The sequence below is a fragment of the Pseudomonas sp. T8 genome (assembly GCF_024610635.1).
Taxonomy (GTDB): domain Bacteria; phylum Pseudomonadota; class Gammaproteobacteria; order Pseudomonadales; family Pseudomonadaceae; genus Aquipseudomonas; species Aquipseudomonas chlororaphis_I.
The window spans coordinates 1,926,412-1,944,654 of sequence record NZ_CP102374.1 but is presented as its reverse complement, the minus strand read 5'-3'; the positions used below and the strand labels follow the sequence as shown (position 1 = coordinate 1,944,654).

Annotated in this window: 24 protein-coding genes; 16 read left to right on the top strand and 8 right to left on the bottom strand. The window is 59.5% G+C overall.

The window, feature by feature from the left end; all coding sequences use genetic code 11:
• The first annotated feature begins 100 nt into the window (after window positions 1-100).
• From NRG23_RS08535 to NRG23_RS08515, 5 genes are all read left to right on the top strand, one after another.
• Window positions 101-463 carry an NUDIX hydrolase gene (locus NRG23_RS08535; RefSeq protein WP_009048112.1) on the top strand — a complete coding sequence of 121 codons (363 nt, stop codon included), beginning with the start codon at window positions 101-103 and terminating at the stop codon, window positions 461-463.
• Window positions 464-619: 156 nt separating this feature from the next.
• Window positions 620-970, top strand: coding sequence for a hypothetical protein (locus tag NRG23_RS08530; protein WP_009048113.1), 351 nt, complete (start codon window positions 620-622; stop codon window positions 968-970).
• A gap of 319 nt (window positions 971-1,289) precedes the next feature.
• Window positions 1,290-1,919 (top strand): lytic polysaccharide monooxygenase auxiliary activity family 9 protein, encoded by a 630-nt coding sequence (locus tag NRG23_RS08525; protein WP_009048114.1) that lies wholly within the window; start codon window positions 1,290-1,292, stop codon window positions 1,917-1,919.
• A gap of 46 nt (window positions 1,920-1,965) precedes the next feature.
• On the top strand, window positions 1,966-3,429 hold the full coding sequence (locus NRG23_RS08520) for a carbohydrate-binding protein (protein WP_009048115.1): 1,464 nt from the start codon (window positions 1,966-1,968) through the stop codon (window positions 3,427-3,429).
• A 133-nt stretch (window positions 3,430-3,562) separates the two neighbouring features.
• Window positions 3,563-4,024 (top strand): DUF2214 family protein, encoded by a 462-nt coding sequence (locus tag NRG23_RS08515; protein ID WP_009048116.1) that lies wholly within the window; start codon window positions 3,563-3,565, stop codon window positions 4,022-4,024.
• A gap of 75 nt (window positions 4,025-4,099) precedes the next feature.
• Here NRG23_RS08515 and NRG23_RS08510 read toward each other — a convergent pair whose 3' ends face one another.
• Both NRG23_RS08510 and csrA read right to left on the bottom strand, forming a co-directional pair.
• The gene (locus NRG23_RS08510; protein ID WP_009048117.1) at window positions 4,100-4,348 is read right to left on the bottom strand and encodes a hypothetical protein; all 249 of its coding nucleotides are present in this window, start codon (window positions 4,346-4,348) and stop codon (window positions 4,100-4,102) included.
• Window positions 4,349-4,692: 344 nt separating this feature from the next.
• On the bottom strand, window positions 4,693-4,887 hold the full coding sequence (gene csrA, locus NRG23_RS08505) for a carbon storage regulator CsrA (RefSeq protein WP_007920550.1): 195 nt from the start codon (window positions 4,885-4,887) through the stop codon (window positions 4,693-4,695).
• Window positions 4,888-5,155: 268 nt separating this feature from the next.
• Between csrA and NRG23_RS08500 the strand changes: the two genes are divergently transcribed.
• Window positions 5,156-5,512 (top strand): SPOR domain-containing protein, encoded by a 357-nt coding sequence (locus NRG23_RS08500; protein WP_009048118.1) that lies wholly within the window; start codon window positions 5,156-5,158, stop codon window positions 5,510-5,512.
• 122 nt (window positions 5,513-5,634) lie between these two features.
• Here NRG23_RS08500 and NRG23_RS08495 read toward each other — a convergent pair whose 3' ends face one another.
• The 3 genes from NRG23_RS08495 to NRG23_RS08485 all read right to left on the bottom strand — a co-directional run bounded on the left by NRG23_RS08495 (window position 5,635) and on the right by NRG23_RS08485 (window position 7,894).
• Window positions 5,635-6,324, bottom strand: coding sequence for an endonuclease (locus tag NRG23_RS08495; RefSeq protein WP_009048119.1), 690 nt, complete (start codon window positions 6,322-6,324; stop codon window positions 5,635-5,637).
• 4 nt (window positions 6,325-6,328) lie between these two features.
• On the bottom strand, window positions 6,329-6,571 hold the full coding sequence (locus NRG23_RS08490; RefSeq protein ID WP_009048120.1) for a DUF1654 domain-containing protein: 243 nt from the start codon (window positions 6,569-6,571) through the stop codon (window positions 6,329-6,331).
• Between the two features lie 234 nt (window positions 6,572-6,805).
• Window positions 6,806-7,894 (bottom strand): asparaginase, encoded by a 1,089-nt coding sequence (locus NRG23_RS08485; RefSeq protein WP_257374354.1) that lies wholly within the window; start codon window positions 7,892-7,894, stop codon window positions 6,806-6,808.
• Between the two features lie 323 nt (window positions 7,895-8,217).
• On the opposite strand from NRG23_RS08485, the gene NRG23_RS08480 reads away from it, so the two are divergent.
• From NRG23_RS08480 to NRG23_RS08445, 8 genes are all read left to right on the top strand, one after another.
• Window positions 8,218-8,673, top strand: coding sequence for a hypothetical protein (locus NRG23_RS08480; protein WP_257374353.1), 456 nt, complete (start codon window positions 8,218-8,220; stop codon window positions 8,671-8,673).
• Window positions 8,674-8,922: 249 nt separating this feature from the next.
• Window positions 8,923-9,879 carry a sugar ABC transporter substrate-binding protein gene (locus NRG23_RS08475; RefSeq protein ID WP_198919999.1) on the top strand — a complete coding sequence of 319 codons (957 nt, stop codon included), beginning with the start codon at window positions 8,923-8,925 and terminating at the stop codon, window positions 9,877-9,879.
• A 57-nt stretch (window positions 9,880-9,936) separates the two neighbouring features.
• Window positions 9,937-11,490, top strand: a complete 1,554-nt coding sequence (locus tag NRG23_RS08470) for a sugar ABC transporter ATP-binding protein (RefSeq protein ID WP_124314847.1) — start codon at window positions 9,937-9,939, stop codon at window positions 11,488-11,490.
• Entirely contained in the window at window positions 11,487-12,464 is a 978-nt protein-coding gene (locus NRG23_RS08465) for an ABC transporter permease (protein WP_007920531.1), read from the top strand. Before NRG23_RS08470 ends, NRG23_RS08465 begins: the two co-directional genes overlap by 4 nt.
• A gap of 3 nt (window positions 12,465-12,467) precedes the next feature.
• Entirely contained in the window at window positions 12,468-13,487 is a 1,020-nt protein-coding gene (locus NRG23_RS08460) for a LacI family DNA-binding transcriptional regulator (RefSeq protein WP_038631299.1), read from the top strand.
• A gap of 22 nt (window positions 13,488-13,509) precedes the next feature.
• Window positions 13,510-14,427, top strand: coding sequence for a ribokinase (rbsK, locus tag NRG23_RS08455; protein ID WP_257374352.1), 918 nt, complete (start codon window positions 13,510-13,512; stop codon window positions 14,425-14,427).
• Entirely contained in the window at window positions 14,424-14,828 is a 405-nt protein-coding gene (gene rbsD, locus NRG23_RS08450) for a D-ribose pyranase (RefSeq protein WP_009048127.1), read from the top strand. The genes rbsK and rbsD overlap by 4 nt, the downstream gene beginning before the upstream one ends.
• Window positions 14,829-14,868: 40 nt before the next feature.
• A complete protein-coding gene (locus tag NRG23_RS08445; protein ID WP_007920524.1) occupies window positions 14,869-15,897 on the top strand; it encodes a nucleoside hydrolase in 1,029 nt (342 codons plus the stop codon).
• 34 nt (window positions 15,898-15,931) lie between these two features.
• Here NRG23_RS08445 and NRG23_RS08440 read toward each other — a convergent pair whose 3' ends face one another.
• The gene (locus NRG23_RS08440; RefSeq protein WP_009043057.1) at window positions 15,932-16,144 is read right to left on the bottom strand and encodes a hypothetical protein; all 213 of its coding nucleotides are present in this window, start codon (window positions 16,142-16,144) and stop codon (window positions 15,932-15,934) included.
• Window positions 16,145-16,307: 163 nt separating this feature from the next.
• On the opposite strand from NRG23_RS08440, the gene NRG23_RS08435 reads away from it, so the two are divergent.
• Window positions 16,308-16,613, top strand: a complete 306-nt coding sequence (locus NRG23_RS08435) for a hypothetical protein (protein WP_124337953.1) — start codon at window positions 16,308-16,310, stop codon at window positions 16,611-16,613.
• Window positions 16,614-16,775: 162 nt separating this feature from the next.
• Entirely contained in the window at window positions 16,776-17,087 is a 312-nt protein-coding gene (locus NRG23_RS08430; RefSeq protein WP_009048130.1) for an I78 family peptidase inhibitor, read from the top strand.
• Between the two features lie 73 nt (window positions 17,088-17,160).
• Here NRG23_RS08430 and NRG23_RS08425 read toward each other — a convergent pair whose 3' ends face one another.
• Window positions 17,161-17,373 (bottom strand): cold-shock protein, encoded by a 213-nt coding sequence (locus NRG23_RS08425; RefSeq protein ID WP_003179963.1) that lies wholly within the window; start codon window positions 17,371-17,373, stop codon window positions 17,161-17,163.
• A gap of 293 nt (window positions 17,374-17,666) precedes the next feature.
• Complete coding sequence (locus tag NRG23_RS08420) at window positions 17,667-17,966, bottom strand: hypothetical protein (RefSeq protein WP_009048131.1); 300 nt, start codon at window positions 17,964-17,966, stop codon at window positions 17,667-17,669.
• Window positions 17,967-18,243 lie beyond the last annotated feature (277 nt).

Genomic DNA, 18,243 nt, shown 5'->3' with positions numbered 1-18,243 from the left:
CGTATTTCATGGCATTTTTGTGACACTTTTAAGTCGATTGCGGTCTGTATGTACGTTCCCTGTGCAATGCGGGCAGGGCGTGGTCGGGTAGGGTGCAGGTATGAAGAGCAGAGCGACGGTTATTTGTGCACACGGAGGGCACATTCTTTTTGTTCGCAAGGATCGCTCCAAATGGTCTTTACCGGGTGGCAAGGTCGAGCCTGGGGAGTCTCTCGCCGCTGCCGCGCTACGTGAGTTGCGGGAAGAGACAGGGTTGGATGCCAGTGAGCCTCTTTACATCCTGGAGTTCGAAGCCGGCAATGTGCGGCATCACGTGTTCGAGGTGGCCGTGACCAATGCCGGGGATGCCCGTCCCTTGAATGAAATTGCGGCCGTCGCCTGGCATGCCTATGGGGCTGCCAGCGAGCTGGATGCAACGGCCGCCACCAAAAGTATTGTGAGTTCGTTTTTACGCCGCCTTTAACCGAGGTGTTATCGATTCATGAAGAAGCCCGCCTTGTGCGGGCTTTTGCTTTTGCAGCCAGTGGGCGAAATGATTGGCGAGCAGTTTTCTCGCGGCCGAGTGCCAATCGCTTGCCATGTGAGTGGTACAGTCGCGTTTTCACGGCGAGGTAGCATGATGCGGGTGTTGATGGCGGTAATGATCGCGGCGTTGCTGGCGGGGTGTGCCGGCTCGGTGATGAATGAGGCGCGTTCGAAGAGCCCCTACAAGGTGCTCTCGTCGGCCAAGGCGGAGCAGGTCGTGGCGCAGTGCGTGCAGTTTGCCTGGCAGGACGAAGCTGTGTTCGGTGTGGATGCGTCGGCCTACCTGGAGTCTGCCAAGGTGGGTGGATACACGGTCTATACCCGTTCGGCGGAGTCCTTTGCCGATATTCGGGGGCAGGCTTCGGGTACCACTGTCAGTTATTACGCGACCCAGGACAATTGGGTTGCCAAGCGTAGACTGGCAGCATTGGCGACCTGCCTGTAATTCCTTTCTGAGCATTATCCAGTAAGCAGATCATGAACCCGGCTTTTGTCGGGTTTATGCTTTCTTGGGGATATTCATTGCTTGTCCTGAACGGTTAGTTAACACAAAGCTAGTTGTTCTCTTATTTAATTGTGTAAGTTATTTGCCTTTCTCTCTGTAGGTTTGCGCTGTAATTATTTTCTGATGTCCCGCCTTTATTGAGGTGCGACAATTGGCTCGGAGCTCTGTGTGTGGGAGTCAGTAGACAAAACACTGATTTGGACTAGCTTAAAAGTTCTCCTCAAGAAGGAGTTTTATTTGATCAATGGAGTGAAGCATCATGAATAAACCATTAGTTCAACTGAAACACGGGCGTGTCGTGTCCCCCTCCAGTCGTGGCGCTGTCGCCGTCGAGCTGGGGCTGCTCGGCACCTGGCAGGTCAACGAGATGGAAGGTGGCAAAAACTTCCCGGACCTGGTGGGTGGACCTTTCCAGAAACCATACGAGAGCGATGTTGCCAGCGTTGTGCCACCGGCTGATGGGCATATCCTCAGCGGCGGCAAGACCGACGAGCGTGACTGCCTCAACTTCACCAATGAAGAAATGTCGAAGAAGCTTGGCCGTGCGTTCTCCTGGCCGTTGCTCAACGTCGACCCGGGGCAGGTGTTCCAGGTCAAGTGGGAGTACACCGCCCCTCATGTGACCCGCGGTTACAGCTGGTTCATCACCAAGGATGGCTGGGATCCGAAACAGCGTATCAGCCGTGCACAACTGGAGCCGCAGGCTTTCTTCAAGGACTTCTACACACAAGTTCCGTATGACCAGCATGGCGATGAAATGAAAGCCAAGGTCGAACATCAAGTGACCCTGCCCAGGAGCAAGAGAGGCCATCACGTGATTGTGCTGGCGTGGATTGTCGCCAACACCGGCAATGCGTTCTATCAGGCATTCGACGTCGACTTCAAATAACAGCAGAAGTTGTCACTCTCTTTAAATGGTTCTGAAGGATTAGAACGTGAACAAGATCAACTTTGCATCGGTAAAGACTCAGCTGAATGATTCGGCATCGTTGATGCCGTCGATCGCTGGCAAGAAGATTCTCATGGGTTTCTGGCACAACTGGCCGGCAGGCCCCAGTGACGGTTACCAGCAGGGGCAGTTCGCCAATCTCGACCTGGTGGATGTACCCAAGGAATACAACGTGGTGGCCGTGGCCTTCATGAAAGGCAACGGCATTCCCACCTTCAAGCCCTACAACCTGTCGGATGAGGAGTTCCGGCGCCAGGTTGGCGTGCTCAACAGCCAGGGGCGGGCGGTGTTGATTTCCCTTGGCGGTGCGGATGCTCATATCGAGTTGCACAAGGGCAACGAGCAAGCGCTGGCCAACGAAATCATCCGTCTGGTGGAAGTCTATGGTTTCGACGGGCTGGACATCGACCTGGAACAGAGCGCCATCGATTTTGCCGACAACAAGACTGTGCTGCCGGCGGCGCTCAAGCTGGTGAAGGATCACTACGCAGGTGAGGGCAAGCATTTCATCATCAGCATGGCGCCAGAGTTTCCCTACCTCGTCACCGGCGGCAAGTATGTCGGTTACATCCAGGCGCTGGATGGCTACTACGATTTCATCGCGCCGCAGTACTACAACCAGGGCGGCGACGGTCTGTGGGTCCAGGAAGCCAACGGCGGGAAGGGGGTCTGGATAGCCCAGAATGACGACGCGCTGAAGGAAGACTTTCTGTTTTATCTGACCGAGAGCCTGGTCACCGGTACGCGTGGCTATATCGCCATCCCTGCCGACAAGTTCGTGATCGGTCTGCCGGCCAACGTCGACGCAGCGGCGAGCGGGTATGTCATTGACCCCGCGTCGGTGAGCAACGCCTTCAAGCGTCTGGATCGTGCCGGCTTGTCGATCAAGGGGCTGATGACCTGGTCGGTCAACTGGGATAACGGCATCAACAGGTACGGCGTCCGTTACAACTGGGAGTTCCGTGATCGTTATGCGCCGCTGATCCATGGCGGCAGCGGCGAGGAGCGACCTTCGGCGCCGGGCAACCTGGTTTCTCCTGCACAGACGGAGAACAGCGTGACCTTGAGCTGGAGTGCTGCCCACGGTGTTCGTCCGATCGAGTTCTACACCCTGTTCCGCGATGGCAAGCCGGTGGCCCAGACGGCCTCGCTGACCCTGAAGGACGAAGGTCTGAAAACCGATACGCTGTACAGCTACTTTGTCAGCGCCACGGATACCCAGGGTAATCAGTCGCTGCCGAGCACTAACCTGAGTATCAAGACTGCCGGTGGGGTACCTGACCCGCAATATCCGGAATGGCAACTGAATCATCACTATCGCAAAGATGACGGTGTGACCTACCAGGGCAATCTGTATCTGTGCTTCCAGGAGCACACCTCGAATGCCGGCTGGACCCCGGATGTCGCCTTTACCCTTTGGGCCAAGGTGGCGATTCAGCGGCGTGCGTGAACGGTGGTGGAAGCGGTACAAAGGCGCCCCATGACGGGCGCCTTTTTGTTGTACGTAGAGCAGGGCAAAGCTGCGGGTTATGAACTAATACTCACAGGCTGTTTTTTGTCATCCGTCAATGGAGAGTGGAGCGATGCTCATGCACTGGTTTCTCGCGGCTGTACACCTGTTGGCCTTTGCTGTCGCCTTTGCGGCGGTGCTCAATCGTGGTACGGCGTTGCGTCGCGTGGTCACCGAGGGGGCGGACGTGCGCCGGGCTCTGCTGGCCGATAACGGCTGGGGGCTGGCTGCCGCGGTGTTGTTGATCACCGGTTTACTGCGGGCTTTTGCCGGCTACGAAAAAGGTACGGATTACTACCTGCACCAGCCGCTGTTTCACATCAAGATGACCTTGTTCATCATCATCCTGTTGCTCGAAATATTGCCGATGGTGACGTTGATCAAATGGCGAATCGCCCTGGGGCGCGGCACCTCGATCGATACCGGCCGCGCCACGCTGTTTGCGCGCATCAGCCATCTGCAGGCGCTGTTGATCGTGCTGCTGGTGGTGGCGGCCAGCGGCATGGCGCGTGGGGTCATGTTCAGCCAGCCATGAGGTGAGGAAGGAGCAGCGAGTCGAGTGTGCTTTGGCTCGATGTGGGTTGTTGTGCATCACCGAGCGCCGCGCGCTCTAGCAGAGTTGGCTGAAAGCCTTGCTGATGGTGGCCCGGTTGGTTTTGAACTCGGCCTGCTGCACAGGAATGATGCCGAACTCGTCGCTGACGATGGCCAGCGCACGGTGCAGGTAGTCGACGTTGGCCTGGGAGCGGAAGGTGAATATTCCGCGTTTGACTTCGTAGAGCCCCTCCGTCGAGCAGGCGGCAATGGTGCGCATTGCATTCAGGTCGTTGGTGATCAGAAGGTAAGCGAACTCTTGCATTGACCGCTCCTTGTTCGTAAAGCGTCTGCCGGTGGCAAGGGGGAGCCTCGGCAGGCTCGCGGAGGCGGTAGGTCTTGAAATTACTCCTCCTGCTCGTTGCCACGCTACTGAGTATTTATACAAAAACGAGGGAGGGCTTTCTCCCGGCCGAGTCGTATCGACAGATTGCCGGGATGGAGCGCTATCGGTGGAGGGCTTGGGTAACGCACTTTGCCAGGGCTGGCGCTGGCGGCCTGAACTGCGCCGCTGCCATTTGAAGAGGGGAGTGTGCTGCGGGGGAATCAATCAACGACGACGCTGCGCCAGCCATTGTGATGAGACAAAGGGCTGGCCGCTCATGACGCTCAAGGTGTTTCGCGTTTGTCCGGGGCGGTGAGGCCGGCTTGGATCCGTTGGTAGATTTCTTCGCGATGGACTGCGACGTCTTTCGGGGCATTGATGCCAATCCGGACTTGCTGGCCGCTCACGCCCAGAATGGTGATCGTGATGTCGTCACCGATATTTATGCTTTCACCGACTTTGCGGGTGAGTATCAGCATGATCTTCTCCTTGATTGCTTTGTAGGGCACCTGATTCAGACAGTGCAGATGTCGGTAGTAGTGCGTATAGATTACTGCGAAGTACCACTGTGTGGGTGCCTCTTTCTGACGCGCAGACGCGGTATTAATTCCCGAGCTGCAACTATACAGAGGCGATAAATATCATTCTCCTTGTTTTGCGCTGATTTTGTGGCGTTTGCGCAGGGGATTGGGGTGCTAAAATCGCCGCCTCAGACTTTCAAGGGGGTAGGTTGTGCGCACAGTAGCGATGATGATGGCGGTCCTGGCATTGGCGGGATGCGGTGAGGGCAAGAAGGTCGAGGTCGACAAGAAGGTGGCGCCGGTCGTCCAGGCACAGCCGCCGCAGGCCGCCACGAAACCGCAATGGGATGTGCTGGTCGCCGGCACCCTGCCTCAGGCGACGAGCGATCTGGCTGGCTGGCTGATCGAGCACGGGATCGTTTCCTATGTCGTCGTCGAAGAGGGCAAGGATCGGGTGCTGATCGGCCCGTTCGATTCCCAGGCCGAAGCCGAAGCCAAGAAAACCGAGCTGGTCGAAAAGCTGACCAAGGCCAAGAAGCGCAATATCGAACCGCAAGTGATCGAGCACCGCGTCGCGCAGTAAGCCGTTCTTCTGAGTGCCAGGCCAGGTCGTCGCAGCGACGTTGAGCGACCGGCCTGGTCGGCGCTCAGTCATCTTGAAGGGGCTGTCCATGCCCCAGGTGTTTATCGGTAATCCGGACGGAATCAGCCGCAGGCCTTCAGGTTGACCGGGCCGACGAACTCGTTGCCGCGCCCCATCACACAGGCCACGCTCTGATTGCGCTGGCGCTCCCAGGGTTGTACCGGATAGGTCTTGTTCCAGGCTTCGTACAACTGGCGATCCTGTTTCGACAGGCGCAGGTTGTACTGCTTGCTCATATAAAAGTAGGTCCGGGCGATCATGCCGCGAATGGACGGGCGCGGCATGACCTTCTTGGCCTTGAAGTCGACCTGGGTCAGGCATGAGCCGTACTGGCCGGACTGCGCCGGCAGCCACCCGAAGCTGAAGTTGTTACGGTCGCCGTTGACCTCGCCGATGCTCGGCACCAGGTTGTGCAGGTCGGCTTCGGCGCGTTGATAGATCGGGTCGTGGCGGGTGCAGTTCTTGCGCCCGCCTTGCTGCCAGCATTGGCGCTGATGGCCGATCTGCCAGGCAGGAACTATGTGTTCCCACTCGATGCGCGCGGCGCGGTTGGCATTCTTGCGTGGTACGTAACCGCAGGCGGCGAGGTTGACCCGATTGCCGCTGTACTTGCAGCCGCAGTAGAACTCGGTGGATTGCGGGGCGTACAGCTTCCAGGCGATTTTCTTCGCTTCGTTGAAGGTGCGGGGTGCATCGGCGTGGGCATTCAGGGCAACACAAAACAGCAGTACAGCAAAACAGCGGACACTCATCGACTCAGTCTTCCTTCGGCACGACCCAGAAAATCTGCACACCGCCGTCATCGCGATAGGCGAGGGTGACGTTGTCGTTTTCGGCGATTTCTTCGAGCAGGCGCTCCCACTCGTCGACCACCTCGTCGGGCTGACGGAAGATCAGGGCGGCTTTGGCTTTTTGCGCGTTGGGCGAATTGATGATTTTCTGAACGCGCAAACCGAGGCGTTCATAAGAGCTTGGTGGGGTAGTTGCTGCGGCGGGCACGGAACATTCCTTATTAAGCTGTATGCGCGTACAGTATTTTACTGTAGGAAATTTCGCAACCGCTTAAAATTCAAGAAGTTCTTCTGACAGCGATATCCGCGGATTACTGCAAAACGATTGAGTTTTTTATCGACGGGAAAGGAAGAGAGCCGGCCAACTGGGGCGGAGCACTCACCCGGGGCGGGCGAGTGCGGGGTAGAGCAGTGCCCGACCTGAGCAGGTCGGGCGGGTCAATCAGTATTCCCAGAACATCCGCTGCAGTTCCTTGCTGTCCTGGGTCTTGGTCAGGGCGACCATGGCCAGGATGCGGGCTTTCTGCGGGTTCAGGTCGTTGGCCACGACCCAGTCGTATTTGTCGTCAGGCTGTTCCGCGTTGCGTAGTACGAAGCCGCCGGCATTGACGTGGGACGAACGAATGATTTGCACGCCATTCTTGCGCAGCTCTTGCAGGGCAGGCACTACGCGGGAAGACACCGAGCCATTGCCGGTACCGGCGTGGATGATGGCTTTGGCGCCGGACTGGGCCAGGGCCTTGTAGGCGGTGTCGCTGACGTTGCCATAGCCATAGGCGATTTCTACGTCAGGCAGGCTCTTGATGGTCTTGATATCGAATTCCGAACCCGAGGTGTGACGCTTGGCCGGCAGGCGGAACCAGTAGGACTTGCCTTCCACCACCATGCCCAGCGCGCCCCATGGGCTCTTGAAGGCTTCGGTCTTGATATTGATCATTTTGCTGACGTCGCGACCCGACTGGATCTCGTCGTTCATGGTGACCAGCACGCCCTTGCCATGGGCTTCCTTGCTACCGGCCACGGCGACGGCGTTGTACAGGTTGAGCATGCCGTCGGCGGACATGGCGGTACCCGGACGCATGGAGCCGACCACTACGATGGGCTTGTCGGTCTTTTCCACCAGGTTCAGGAAGTACGCGGTTTCTTCCAGGGTATCGGTGCCGTGGGTGATGACGATGCCATCGACGTCCTTGCTGTCGGCCAGTTCGGCGACGCGGCGGCCCAGTTGCAGCAGGTTTTCGTTGGTGATGCTTTCAGAGGCGATCTGCATGACCTGTTCGCCGCGCACATTGGCGACCTGGCTCAGCTCGGGGATCCCGGCGATCAACTGCTCGATGCCGACTTTGGCGGCCTGATAGGTGGCGCTGTTGGCGGCACTGGCGCCGGCGCCGGCAATGGTGCCGCCGGTAGCGAGCACGACCACGTTGGCCAGCTTCTGTTGGGTTTCGACTTCCTTGGCCTGCAATGCAGTCGGAAGGAGCAAGAGGAGGGCCAAGGCGCCCGGAACAAGGGTGTTGAAAGCAGATTTCATTATTTTCTCTCTAGTAGTGAGACGGTGCTGGTGCAGGTTCATCTAGATACACCCGAGACAGATCTGAATGCCGCGGGCGAAAAGAAAGAGCAGGATCTGTACCAGCCGGACTGTGGCCGCAAAACTCTTTTAACTTAATGATTTATATCAATTTATTTTTATTTGCCGGATGCACGGGACGTTTTGCTGTCCGGTTTTCCGAATAGCCGGAAGATTCGCGTTCGGTTGTCCGACAGTTCTGATTGGCATGAGGAAAATTCTGAATTAAAGAGCTGGTCCTTGCAGCCGATGCCCTTCAAGGATCGTTTCTTTATGGAGCTCACATGTCTATTTCTGTCGGTTTCCCTGCTGCCGGGGCCATCACCATCAACGGTAAATCGCCGGCCACTATCGATGCTCTGAGCCAGGGCGCCGCCGATAACGCTGCGCAAACCCTGGGGCTGGACGAAGACGGCAAGCTGCGGGTGGCGTCCGGTGCCGAAGCCGAGAAGGCCGAGACTCAAGAGTCCGAAGGGGACAATCAGAGTCTGGTGGTAAAAATGCTGCTCAAGCGCATGAAAGAACTGCAGGCGCAATTGCAGGAGCAACAGCAGCAGTTGGCCGCCGCCCAGGCGGCGAGCTACCCGACCCCGGAAGCCAAGGCGACTGTGGTGATGGCGATTCAAGGCCAGCTCGCCGATACCAGCGGTGCGTTGCAGGAAGTGGTGGGGAACCTGGTCAAGGAGTTGAGCAAGGACTCTTCGTCGGGCGCGGGCGGGCTGGTCAGCACCACCGCATGATTGCGTGTTGTTTTGGCGGGGCGCCTGTCCTGGAGTTCCGCGGTGCTCATGGGCGCTGGCTTTCCCGTTGACAAATCCCGGCAGGGTTCGCATAGTTCGTTCTACGCAAACGTTTGCGCAGGCCCTGGGCGAATAAGAGTCACACCCGCCTCAGGTTCGCTTCAAGCCGCGTTCATCGGGGCCTGAAGGTCGTCGAGCGTACTCCAGCGCAAGCGTTGCTCACAATAATCATAAGATCGGAGTGAACCCATGAAGCTGCCATTCGCTGGACGTCTTCTCGCTGTCGCTGTTCTGGCTGCCGCATCCGCTACGCTTCCTCTCTCTTCGGCATTCGCCGAGACCCTGGAAAAACCCAAGGTCGCCCTGGTCATGAAATCCCTGGCCAACGAATTCTTCCTCACTATGGAAGACGGCGCCAAGGCGTATCAAAAAGACCATGCCGCCGATTTCGACCTGGTCTCCAACGGCATCAAGGATGAAACCGACACCGCCAACCAGATCCGTATCGTCGAGCAGATGATCGTTTCCAAGGTCAACGCGCTGGTGATCGCCCCGGCGGATTCCAAGGCCATGGTGCCGGTGATCAAGAAGGCGGTGGACGCCGGTATCACCGTGATCAACATCGACAACCAGCTGGACCCGGCGGTACTCAAGAGCAAAAACATCAGCGTGCCTTTTGTCGGCCCCGACAACCGCAAGGGAGCGCGCCTGGTGGGCGAGTACCTGGCCAAGGACCTGAAGGCCGGTGACGAAGTCGGCATCATCGAAGGCGTGTCTACCACCACCAACGCCCAGCAGCGCACCGCAGGCTTCAAGGATGCAATGGAGGCCGCGCAGATCAAGGTGGTTTCGCTGCAATCCGGTGACTGGGAAATCGACGCCGGCAACCGTGTCGCCGCCGCCATGCTCAGCGAATACCCGAACCTCAAGGCGCTGCTGGCCGGTAACGACAGCATGGCCGTCGGTGCTGTTTCGGCGGTGCGTGCGGCGGGCAAGGCCGGCAAGGTCAAGGTGGTCGGCTACGACAACATCAATGCCATCAAGCCGATGCTCAAGGACGGTCGCGTGCTGGCGACCGCCGACCAATTCGCCGCCAAGCAGGCAGTCTTCGGTATCGAGACAGCCCTGAAGATTCTCAAGGGCGAGAAGGTGGACGGCGGCGCCAATGGCGTGATCGAAACTCCGGTTGAGCTGGTCACCCAGTAATCGTTCTGGCGGCGCAACGGCGCCCACCTGAACAGGCGGGCGCATGGAGAGTTTCTTATGTCAGTTTCCGCTGTGAACGCTGTCCTTTCGGTCAGCGGTATCGGCAAGACCTACGCGCAACCGGTATTGACCGGCATCGACCTGACGCTGATGCGCGGGGAGGTGCTGGCGCTGACCGGGGAAAACGGCGCAGGCAAAAGCACCCTGTCGAAAATCATCGGTGGCCTGGTGACCCCGACCACCGGAGAGATGCGTTTCAACGGTCAGGCTTACCGTCCCGGCAGTCGCACCCAGGCCGAGGAGCTGGGTATCCGCATGGTCATGCAGGAGCTCAACCTGTTGCCGACCCTGTCGGTGGCCGAGAACCTGTTCCTCGATAACCTGCCCAGCCGCGGCGGTTGGATCAATCGCAAACAGTTGCGCAAGGCGGCGATCGAAGCCATGGCTCAGGTCGGCCTGGAAGCGATTGATCCCGATACCCTGGTCGGCGAACTGGGGATCGGCCACCAGCAGATGGTGGAGATCGCGCGCAACCTGATCGGCGACTGCCATGTGCTGATCCTCGACGAGCCGACCGCGATGCTCACGGCCCGCGAAGTCGAGTTGCTCTTCGAGCAGATCACCCGTCTACAGGCCCGTGGCGTAGCCATCATCTACATCTCCCATCGCCTGGAAGAACTGGCCCGGGTCGCCCAGCGCATTGCGGTGCTGCGTGACGGTTGCCTGGTTTGCGTCGAGCCGATGGCCAATTACAACAGCGAGCAACTGGTCAACCTGATGGTGGGGCGCGAGCTGGGCGAGCACATCGATCTCGGTCCGCGCAAGATTGGTGCGCCGGCCCTGACGGTCAGCGGCCTGAGTCGTTCCGACAAGGTACTGGACGTGTCTTTCGAGGTGCGCAGCGGCGAGATCTTCGGTATTTCCGGGTTGATCGGGGCCGGGCGTACCGAGCTGTTGCGCCTGATCTTCGGTGCCGACAAGGCTGACAGCGGCACGGTTGCCCTGGGTTCTCCGGCGCAGGTGGCGAATATCCGTTCGCCGGTCGACGCGGTGGCCCACGGCATTGCCCTGATCACCGAGGATCGCAAGGGTGAAGGCCTGCTGCTGACGCAATCCATCAGCGCCAATATCGCCCTGGGCAACATGCCGGAAATCTCCCGTGGCGGCCTGGTCAATGGCCGTGACGAATCGGCGCTGGCGCAGCGGCAGATCGATGCCATGCGCATTCGCAGTTCGGGGCCGGCGCAACGGGTGTCCGAACTGTCCGGCGGCAATCAGCAGAAGGTGGTCATCGGTCGCTGGCTGGAGCGCGATTGCGCGGTGCTGCTGTTCGACGAGCCGACCCGCGGCATCGATGTCGGCGCCAAGTTCGACATCTACGGCCTGCTCGGCGAACTGACTCGCCAGGGCAAGGCGCTGGTGGTGGTTTCCAGTGACTTGCGGGAGCTGATGCTGATCTGCGATCGCATTGGCGTGCTGTCCGCCGGGCGCCTGATCGATACCTTCGAGCGCGACAGCTGGACCCAGGATGAACTGCTTGCCGCCGCTTTCGCCGGCTATCAAAAACGTGATGCGTTGCTCAACGAAGCGGCGCCTAGGGACCTCCCATGAAAACTGCATCTTCGGCCGGCAAACGTGGCGGCAACTACTACGGCCTGGGTACCTACCTGGGGCTGGCCGGTGCCTTGCTGGCCATGATTGCGCTGTTCTCGACGCTGAGCAGCCACTTTCTTTCCTACGACACCTTCAGCACCCTGGCCAACCAGATCCCGGACCTGATGGTGCTGGCGGTGGGCATGACCTTTGTCCTGATCATCGGCGGTATCGACCTGTCCGTGGGCTCGGTGCTGGCCCTGGCGGCCTCCACCGTCAGCGTGGCGATTCTCGGCTGGGGCTGGAGTGTCATCCCGGCGGCACTGCTGGGCATGGGCTGCGCGGCATTGGCCGGGACTATCACCGGCTCGATCACCGTGGCCTGGCGTATTCCTTCGTTCATCGTCTCCCTCGGCGTGCTGGAAATGGCCCGCGGCGTGGCTTACCAGATGACCGGCTCGCGCACTGCCTATATCGGTGATGCCTTCGCCTGGTTGTCGAACCCGATCGCCTTTGGCATCTCGCCGTCCTTCATCATCGCCTTGCTGATCATCTTCATCGCCCAGGCGGTGTTGACGCGCACGGTGTTCGGCCGTTACCTGATCGGCATCGGCACCAACGAGGAAGCGGTGCGCCTGGCCGGCATCAATCCCAAGCCCTACAAGATCCTGGTGTTCAGCCTGATGGGACTGCTGGCGGGCATCGCCGCGCTGTTCCAGATTTCCCGCCTGGAGGCGGCGGACCCGAATGCCGGCTCCGGTCTGGAGCTGCAAGTGATCGCGGCCGTGGTGATCGGCGGTACCAGCCTGATGGGCGGACGCGGATCGGTGATCAGCACCTTTTTCGGGGTGTTGATTATCTCGGTGCTGGCCGCGGGGCTGGCGCAGATCGGCGCGACCGAGCCGACCAAACGTATCATCACCGGCGCGGTCATCGTGATTGCGGTGGTGCTGGATACTTATCGCAGCCAGCGCGCAAGCCGGCGGAGCTGAGTCATGGCAACGATCAAAGATGTGGCGGCCCTCGCGGGGATCTCCTACACCACGGTTTCCCACGTGTTGAACAAGACACGCCCGGTCAGCGAGGAGGTGCGGATCAAGGTCGAGGCGGCGATCCAGCAGCTCGACTACGTGCCCAGCGCCGTGGCGCGCTCACTGAAGGCCAAGACCACGGCGACCATCGGCCTGTTGGTGCCCAACAGCCTCAACCCGTATTTCGCCGAACTGGCCCGGGGGATCGAGGATTATTGCGAGCGCAACGGCTACTGCGTGATTCTCTGCAACTCCGACGATGACCCGGAAAAACAGCGCAGCTACCTGCGGGTGCTGTTGGAAAAACGCATCGACGGCCTGATTGTGACCTCGGCTGGTGGCGACGGTGGGCTGGCCAAGGGCCTGGCGGCTGTGCGCACACCGATGGTGATCGTCGACCGGGGGCTGGAAGGGGTGGATGCGGATCTGGTGCGTATCGACCACGAATACGGCGCGTACCTGGCGACCCGTCATCTGCTCAAGTTGGGCCATCGTGATATCGCCTGCATCGGCGGTCCGGACTACACCAGCGTGGCGCAGCTGCGTCTGGCGGGGTTCCAGCGGGCGTTGCGCGAGGCCGGCGTGGAGGTGCCTGCGGAGCGTATCCTGCAGAGCGACTTCACCAGCACCGGCGGTTATCACGCGGCGGCCCAGTTGCTGGAGCGCAACCCGCCCAGCGCGATCTTTGCCGGCAACGACATGATGGGCATCGGTGTGCTGCGCGCGGCGGCGGAGCGCAATATCCGGGTGCCGAGCGAGCTGTCGGTGATTGGCTTCGACGACATCCAGATGAGCCGTTATGTGTATCCGGCGCTGACCACGGTCGGCCAGTCGATCCTGCAGTTGGGCGAGCAGGCGGCGGAGCTGTTGCTGCGTCGTATCGCTGCGCCTGGATTGCCGACCGACCAGCGGATCGTCACGCCAAGCATTGTCCTGCGCGAGTCGACGGCGCCCGTGGCCGGCGCATTCGCCGAGTACCGTTGAATCGAATTGTGAGTATCGATGTATGCCAGCAAAAGTAGTGGTAGTAGGTAGCCTCAACATGGACCTGGTCACCCGGGCCGAGCGGCTGCCGCGTGCCGGTGAAACCCTGATCGGCCAGTCGTTCGCCACGGTTTCCGGTGGCAAGGGGGCGAACCAGGCAGTGGCGGCGGCCCGTCTGGGCGCCCAGGTGTCGATGATCGGTTGCGTCGGTGATGATGCCTACGGCGAGCAATTGCGTTCGGCGTTGCTCGCCGAACAGATCGATTGCCAGGCCGTCACCGCTGTCCCCGGCTCCAGTGGCGTCGCCTTGATCGTGGTGGACGACAGCAGCCAGAACGCAATTGTGATCGTGGCCGGTGGCAACGGTCAGCTCACGCCAGAGGTCGTCAGCGGCTTCGACAAGGTTCTGCAGGCGGCCGACGTGATCATCTGTCAGCTCGAAGTACCGCTGCCCACGGTGGGGCATAGCCTCAAGCGTGGCCGTGAACTGGGCAAGACAGTGATCCTCAACCCCGCACCGGCCAGTGGCCCGTTGCCGGCGGACTGGTACGCGTCCATCGACTATCTGATTCCCAACGAAAGCGAGGCCGCGGCCCTCAGCGGCTTGCCAGTGGATTCCCTGGCGAGCGCCGAAGCCGCGGCCGCCCGCCTGATCGCTGCCGGGGCCGGCAAGGTCATCATCACGCTCGGGTCCCAGGGTTCGCTGTTCGCCAATGGCACGAGTTTCGAGCATTTCCCTGCACCCAAGGTCAAGGCGGTCGATACCACGGCCGCCGGCGACACCTTCGTCGGTGGTTTTGCCGCAGCCCTGGCTGCCGGCAAGAGCGAGGCCGAGGCGATTCGTTTCGGCCAGGTCGCGGCGGCGCTGTCGGTGACTCGTCCAGGTGCGCAACCTTCCATTCCCACGTTGTCCGACGTACAGGCGTTCTCTCCCGCATGAAAAAGACACCCTTGCTCAATGTCGCCCTGTCGCGACTGATCGCCTCCCTGGGGCACGGCGATATCGTGGTCATCGGCGATGCCGGCCTGCCTGTGCCACCGGGCGTCGAATTGATCGACCTGGCCCTGACCCAGGGCATTCCGGACTTCCTCAGCACCTTGCAGGTAGTGCTTTGCGAGATGCAGGTGGAGGGCCATGTACTGGCGCAGGAGATTCTGGATCGACAGTCCCCGGTCTTGCAGGCGCTTGAGGCGCTGAGCACCGAAGGGGCGCTGGGCGCGCGCAAGCTGTTGGGCCACGATGAGTTCAAGGTGCTCAGCCGCCAGGCGCGGGCCATCGTCCGGACGGGCGAGTGTCAGCCTTATTGCAACATTGCTTTGATTGCCGGGGTGACGTTCTGAGCGTTGCCTCTCTCTGTTCAACCACGCAAAGGAGTGCGCCATGCACCGCTATGCTCAGCTACTGAAGCACCTGATCCGGAGTGTTCTGCTCGTGTCCCTGTTCACTGCTACCAGCGCCCATGCGGCAGAAAAAATCGATCTGATCATCGATACCGATCCGGGTGCCGATGATGTGGTGGCGTTGCTGTTCGCCCTGGCGTCGCCGGAAGAGCTGCAGATCCGCGCGCTGACCACGGTGGCCGGCAACGTGCGCCTGGACAAGACTTCGCGTAATGCGCGCCTGGCCCGTGAGTGGGCGGGGCGCGAAGAGGTGCCGGTGTATGCGGGCGCGCCGAAGCCGCTGCTGCGCACGCCGATCTATGCCGAGAATATTCACGGCAAGGAAGGCATTTCCGGGGTCACGGTGCATGAGCCGAAAAAAGGCCTGGCCGAGGGCAGTGCGATCAATTACCTGATCGACACCCTGCGCGCCGCCAAGCCCCACAGCATCACCATTGCCATGCTGGGGCCGCAGACCAACCTGGCGCTGGCGCTGATCCAGGCACCGGATATCACTCAAGGCATCAAGGAAGTGGTAGTCATGGGCGGGGCGCATTTCAATGGCGGCAACATCACCCCGGTGGCCGAGTTCAACCTGTTCGCTGATCCGCAGGCTGCCGAGGTGGTGCTCAAGAGCGGTGTGAAGCTGACTTACCTGCCGCTGGACGTCACCCACAAGGTACTGACCAGCGATGCGCGCCTGCAGAAGATCGCGGCCTTGAACAACAATGCCAGCAAGGTGGTAGGCGATATCCTCAACGAATACGTCAAGGGTGACATGGAGCACTACGGCATCCCGGGTGGCCCGGTGCATGACGCGACCGTCGTTGCCTACCTGCTCAAGCCCGAGCTGTTCAGCGGGCGCCAGGCCAACATGGTGATCGACAGCCGTGAGGGCCCAACCTTCGGCCAGACCATCGTCGATTGGTACGACGGCCTGAAGCAGGAGAAGAACGTGTTCTGGGTGGAGAATGGCGATGCCCAGGGCTTCTTCGATCTGCTGACCGAGCGCCTGGCTCGCCTGAAATAAGTGATATTCCCGGCAGGTGCCAGCCTGTCGGGCGTTACGCCTTCCCTGTATCCGGCGTGCCCGAGTGCTCGCCGGGATACTTCTCGAATATCTGCTCGATGAACGTCTGGGCCGCTTCGGTGCCCAGCTCCCTGATCAGTAAGTCGATGCCGATGATTGCCAGCTCTTCGGGGCTGCCGGGGCTGTAGGAACAATGGCCTTCAGGCCATTTGGCTTTGATGTCGGCGTCGATCGTCACGGTGGCCATGGATGTCTCGCAAGCTCGGAAATGGGCGGGCCGGACAGACGCTTGTCGAGGGCTTCCGGTCTTGTAGAGTTAAACACCTTGGCGGGCTTTTCGCACTCCGACTTAGGCATGAGGGGAGGGCTGTGCGACACTTGGTCATTGTCTGTTTTCAAAGGGTGCCCGTGTGCAGATCGATTTGAACAACCCTGATGCCTTGACCTTCGAGGCGGTGCGCCAGTTGCTGGCGTCGGCCAGTGACGATGTGCATACCCAGCTGCGAGTGACCAAGACGGGCATTGCCTATATCTCGTCGGGCGTGGTCGGTGGTGCGGAAATCGACGGCCTGCTGTTCAGGCTGGAAACCTGGGCTGCCGGCTCCGGTTATGTCGGCCTTGTAGCGGCTAGCGATGAGGTCTGGGTGACGCAGATTCTTAACGCATTGAGACAGAACTGGCCGAAGCCACCGTTCGATTACATCGATATTTACTGAGTCTGTTCATATCCGGTCACGATTGCTGTATGAAAACGTGGCCGTACCTGATGCAGACTTGCCCGCTGTCTTGGCCAAGAGGCCATTGGCCAGTCCGTTTGTGAAACCAATAGTCAGAGTGGTTGTCGCACTATCTCTGCTTATTTTTGAAAAGGAGGCTTCATGCCTTGGAAGCTCGCGTCATTCGGTACCTTGTTGGCTGCAGTCGTTTTGACAGGGTGCAGCACTTCTTCGCCGGATAAGGATCCGGTAGCGACCGAGAGCGGCCATAGCCGCTGTGAGGCTAAGGCGGCCGAATTCGCCATTGGCAAAAAAGCCTCGCCTGAGCTGCTGGAGCAGGCACGCACTCGCGCAGGTGCGCAGAACGCTCGTATTCTCAAGCCGAATGACATGATCACCCTGGAATACCGTTCCGATCGGCTGAACCTCAACACCGATAACAACCTGGTGATCACTCGGGTCAACTGCGGCTGATCCTGTCGGCGCTTTTGCACCGTGCATAAAAAACCCCGTCACATGGACGGGGTTTTTTTAGCTCGCTGAGAAATTACTCAGGACGAACTTGTGCAGCTTGCATACCCTTTTGGCCTTTCTCAGCCACGAAGGAAACGGTCTGGCCTTCTTTCAGGCTTTTGAAACCGTCGCTTTCAATAGCTTTGAAGTGTACGAACAGGTCGTCACCGCCACCTTGAGGAGTGATGAAGCCGAAGCCTTTTTCATCGTTGAACCATTTTACGGTGCCGGTTTGGCGATTAGACATGGTGTATCTCCAAGAAACATATATTTTCAGTAGTACTGTGCTGCTCAGGCCAACTGGGCACACCGGGCTATCATAGTCGAAATGTTCGACTTGGGAGCCCCCTGGACGTGCTGATTCCCAGGTGCTTGAGTCCGTTTTGTTGCTCCGATCGGCTGAAGGCCCCGGTTTAAGGGGCTTTCAGCGAAAATATTCGGTGATAAAAAAAGCCGTAAAAGCTGCGTAAATTGTGAAAAAAGGCCGGTTTTCAGATCGCATCGAGCCTGATTCAAGGCCCTCTCTCGCGCTTTAAAGACTTATTTCACCACCCGGCAAGCGGCAATAGCCTCCAGCGCCTTGGTTCTCAGCGCCGGATCCGGTTGAGTCTGCTTGCTCATGAGTTGTTTGATTTCGTCGGTAGTGAATTTCTCATTGAGCTTGTCCGCACCACAGGCGCAGTGCTTTTCTGCACTTTTCACATCAACGCTCTGGCTGGCGGCAGCCGTGCAATCCTTCATGTACTCGGCGCGTACCCCGGCTGGCCAGGCGGCTTGCGCGCTCAGTGGCAGCAGTAGGGCAAAAGGGGCGGCAAGGGCGAATAGTTGGGTGAGGCGCATGAGTCGAGCTCTCCTGGGGTTGGTACAAGAATGGCGATTCTCGGTGTATTTGAGACCTTGGGTACACATCAAGTTCACTTTGTAGCTTAGAAAGCGCTGCTGCGCTGCTCCCGGTGGGAAGTACGGCGCGATGACCGTTCATCTGTGCTAGCATGCCCGGCTTGGGTGTTTTCAAGCTCTGGGCGAGTTTCAATCCCACCGCGGTCTATGCCTCTATTTTTCTGATTTGAACTCCAGTCACTCTGGTTCGTTTTACCGGTTGGCCGCAAGGCTCCTG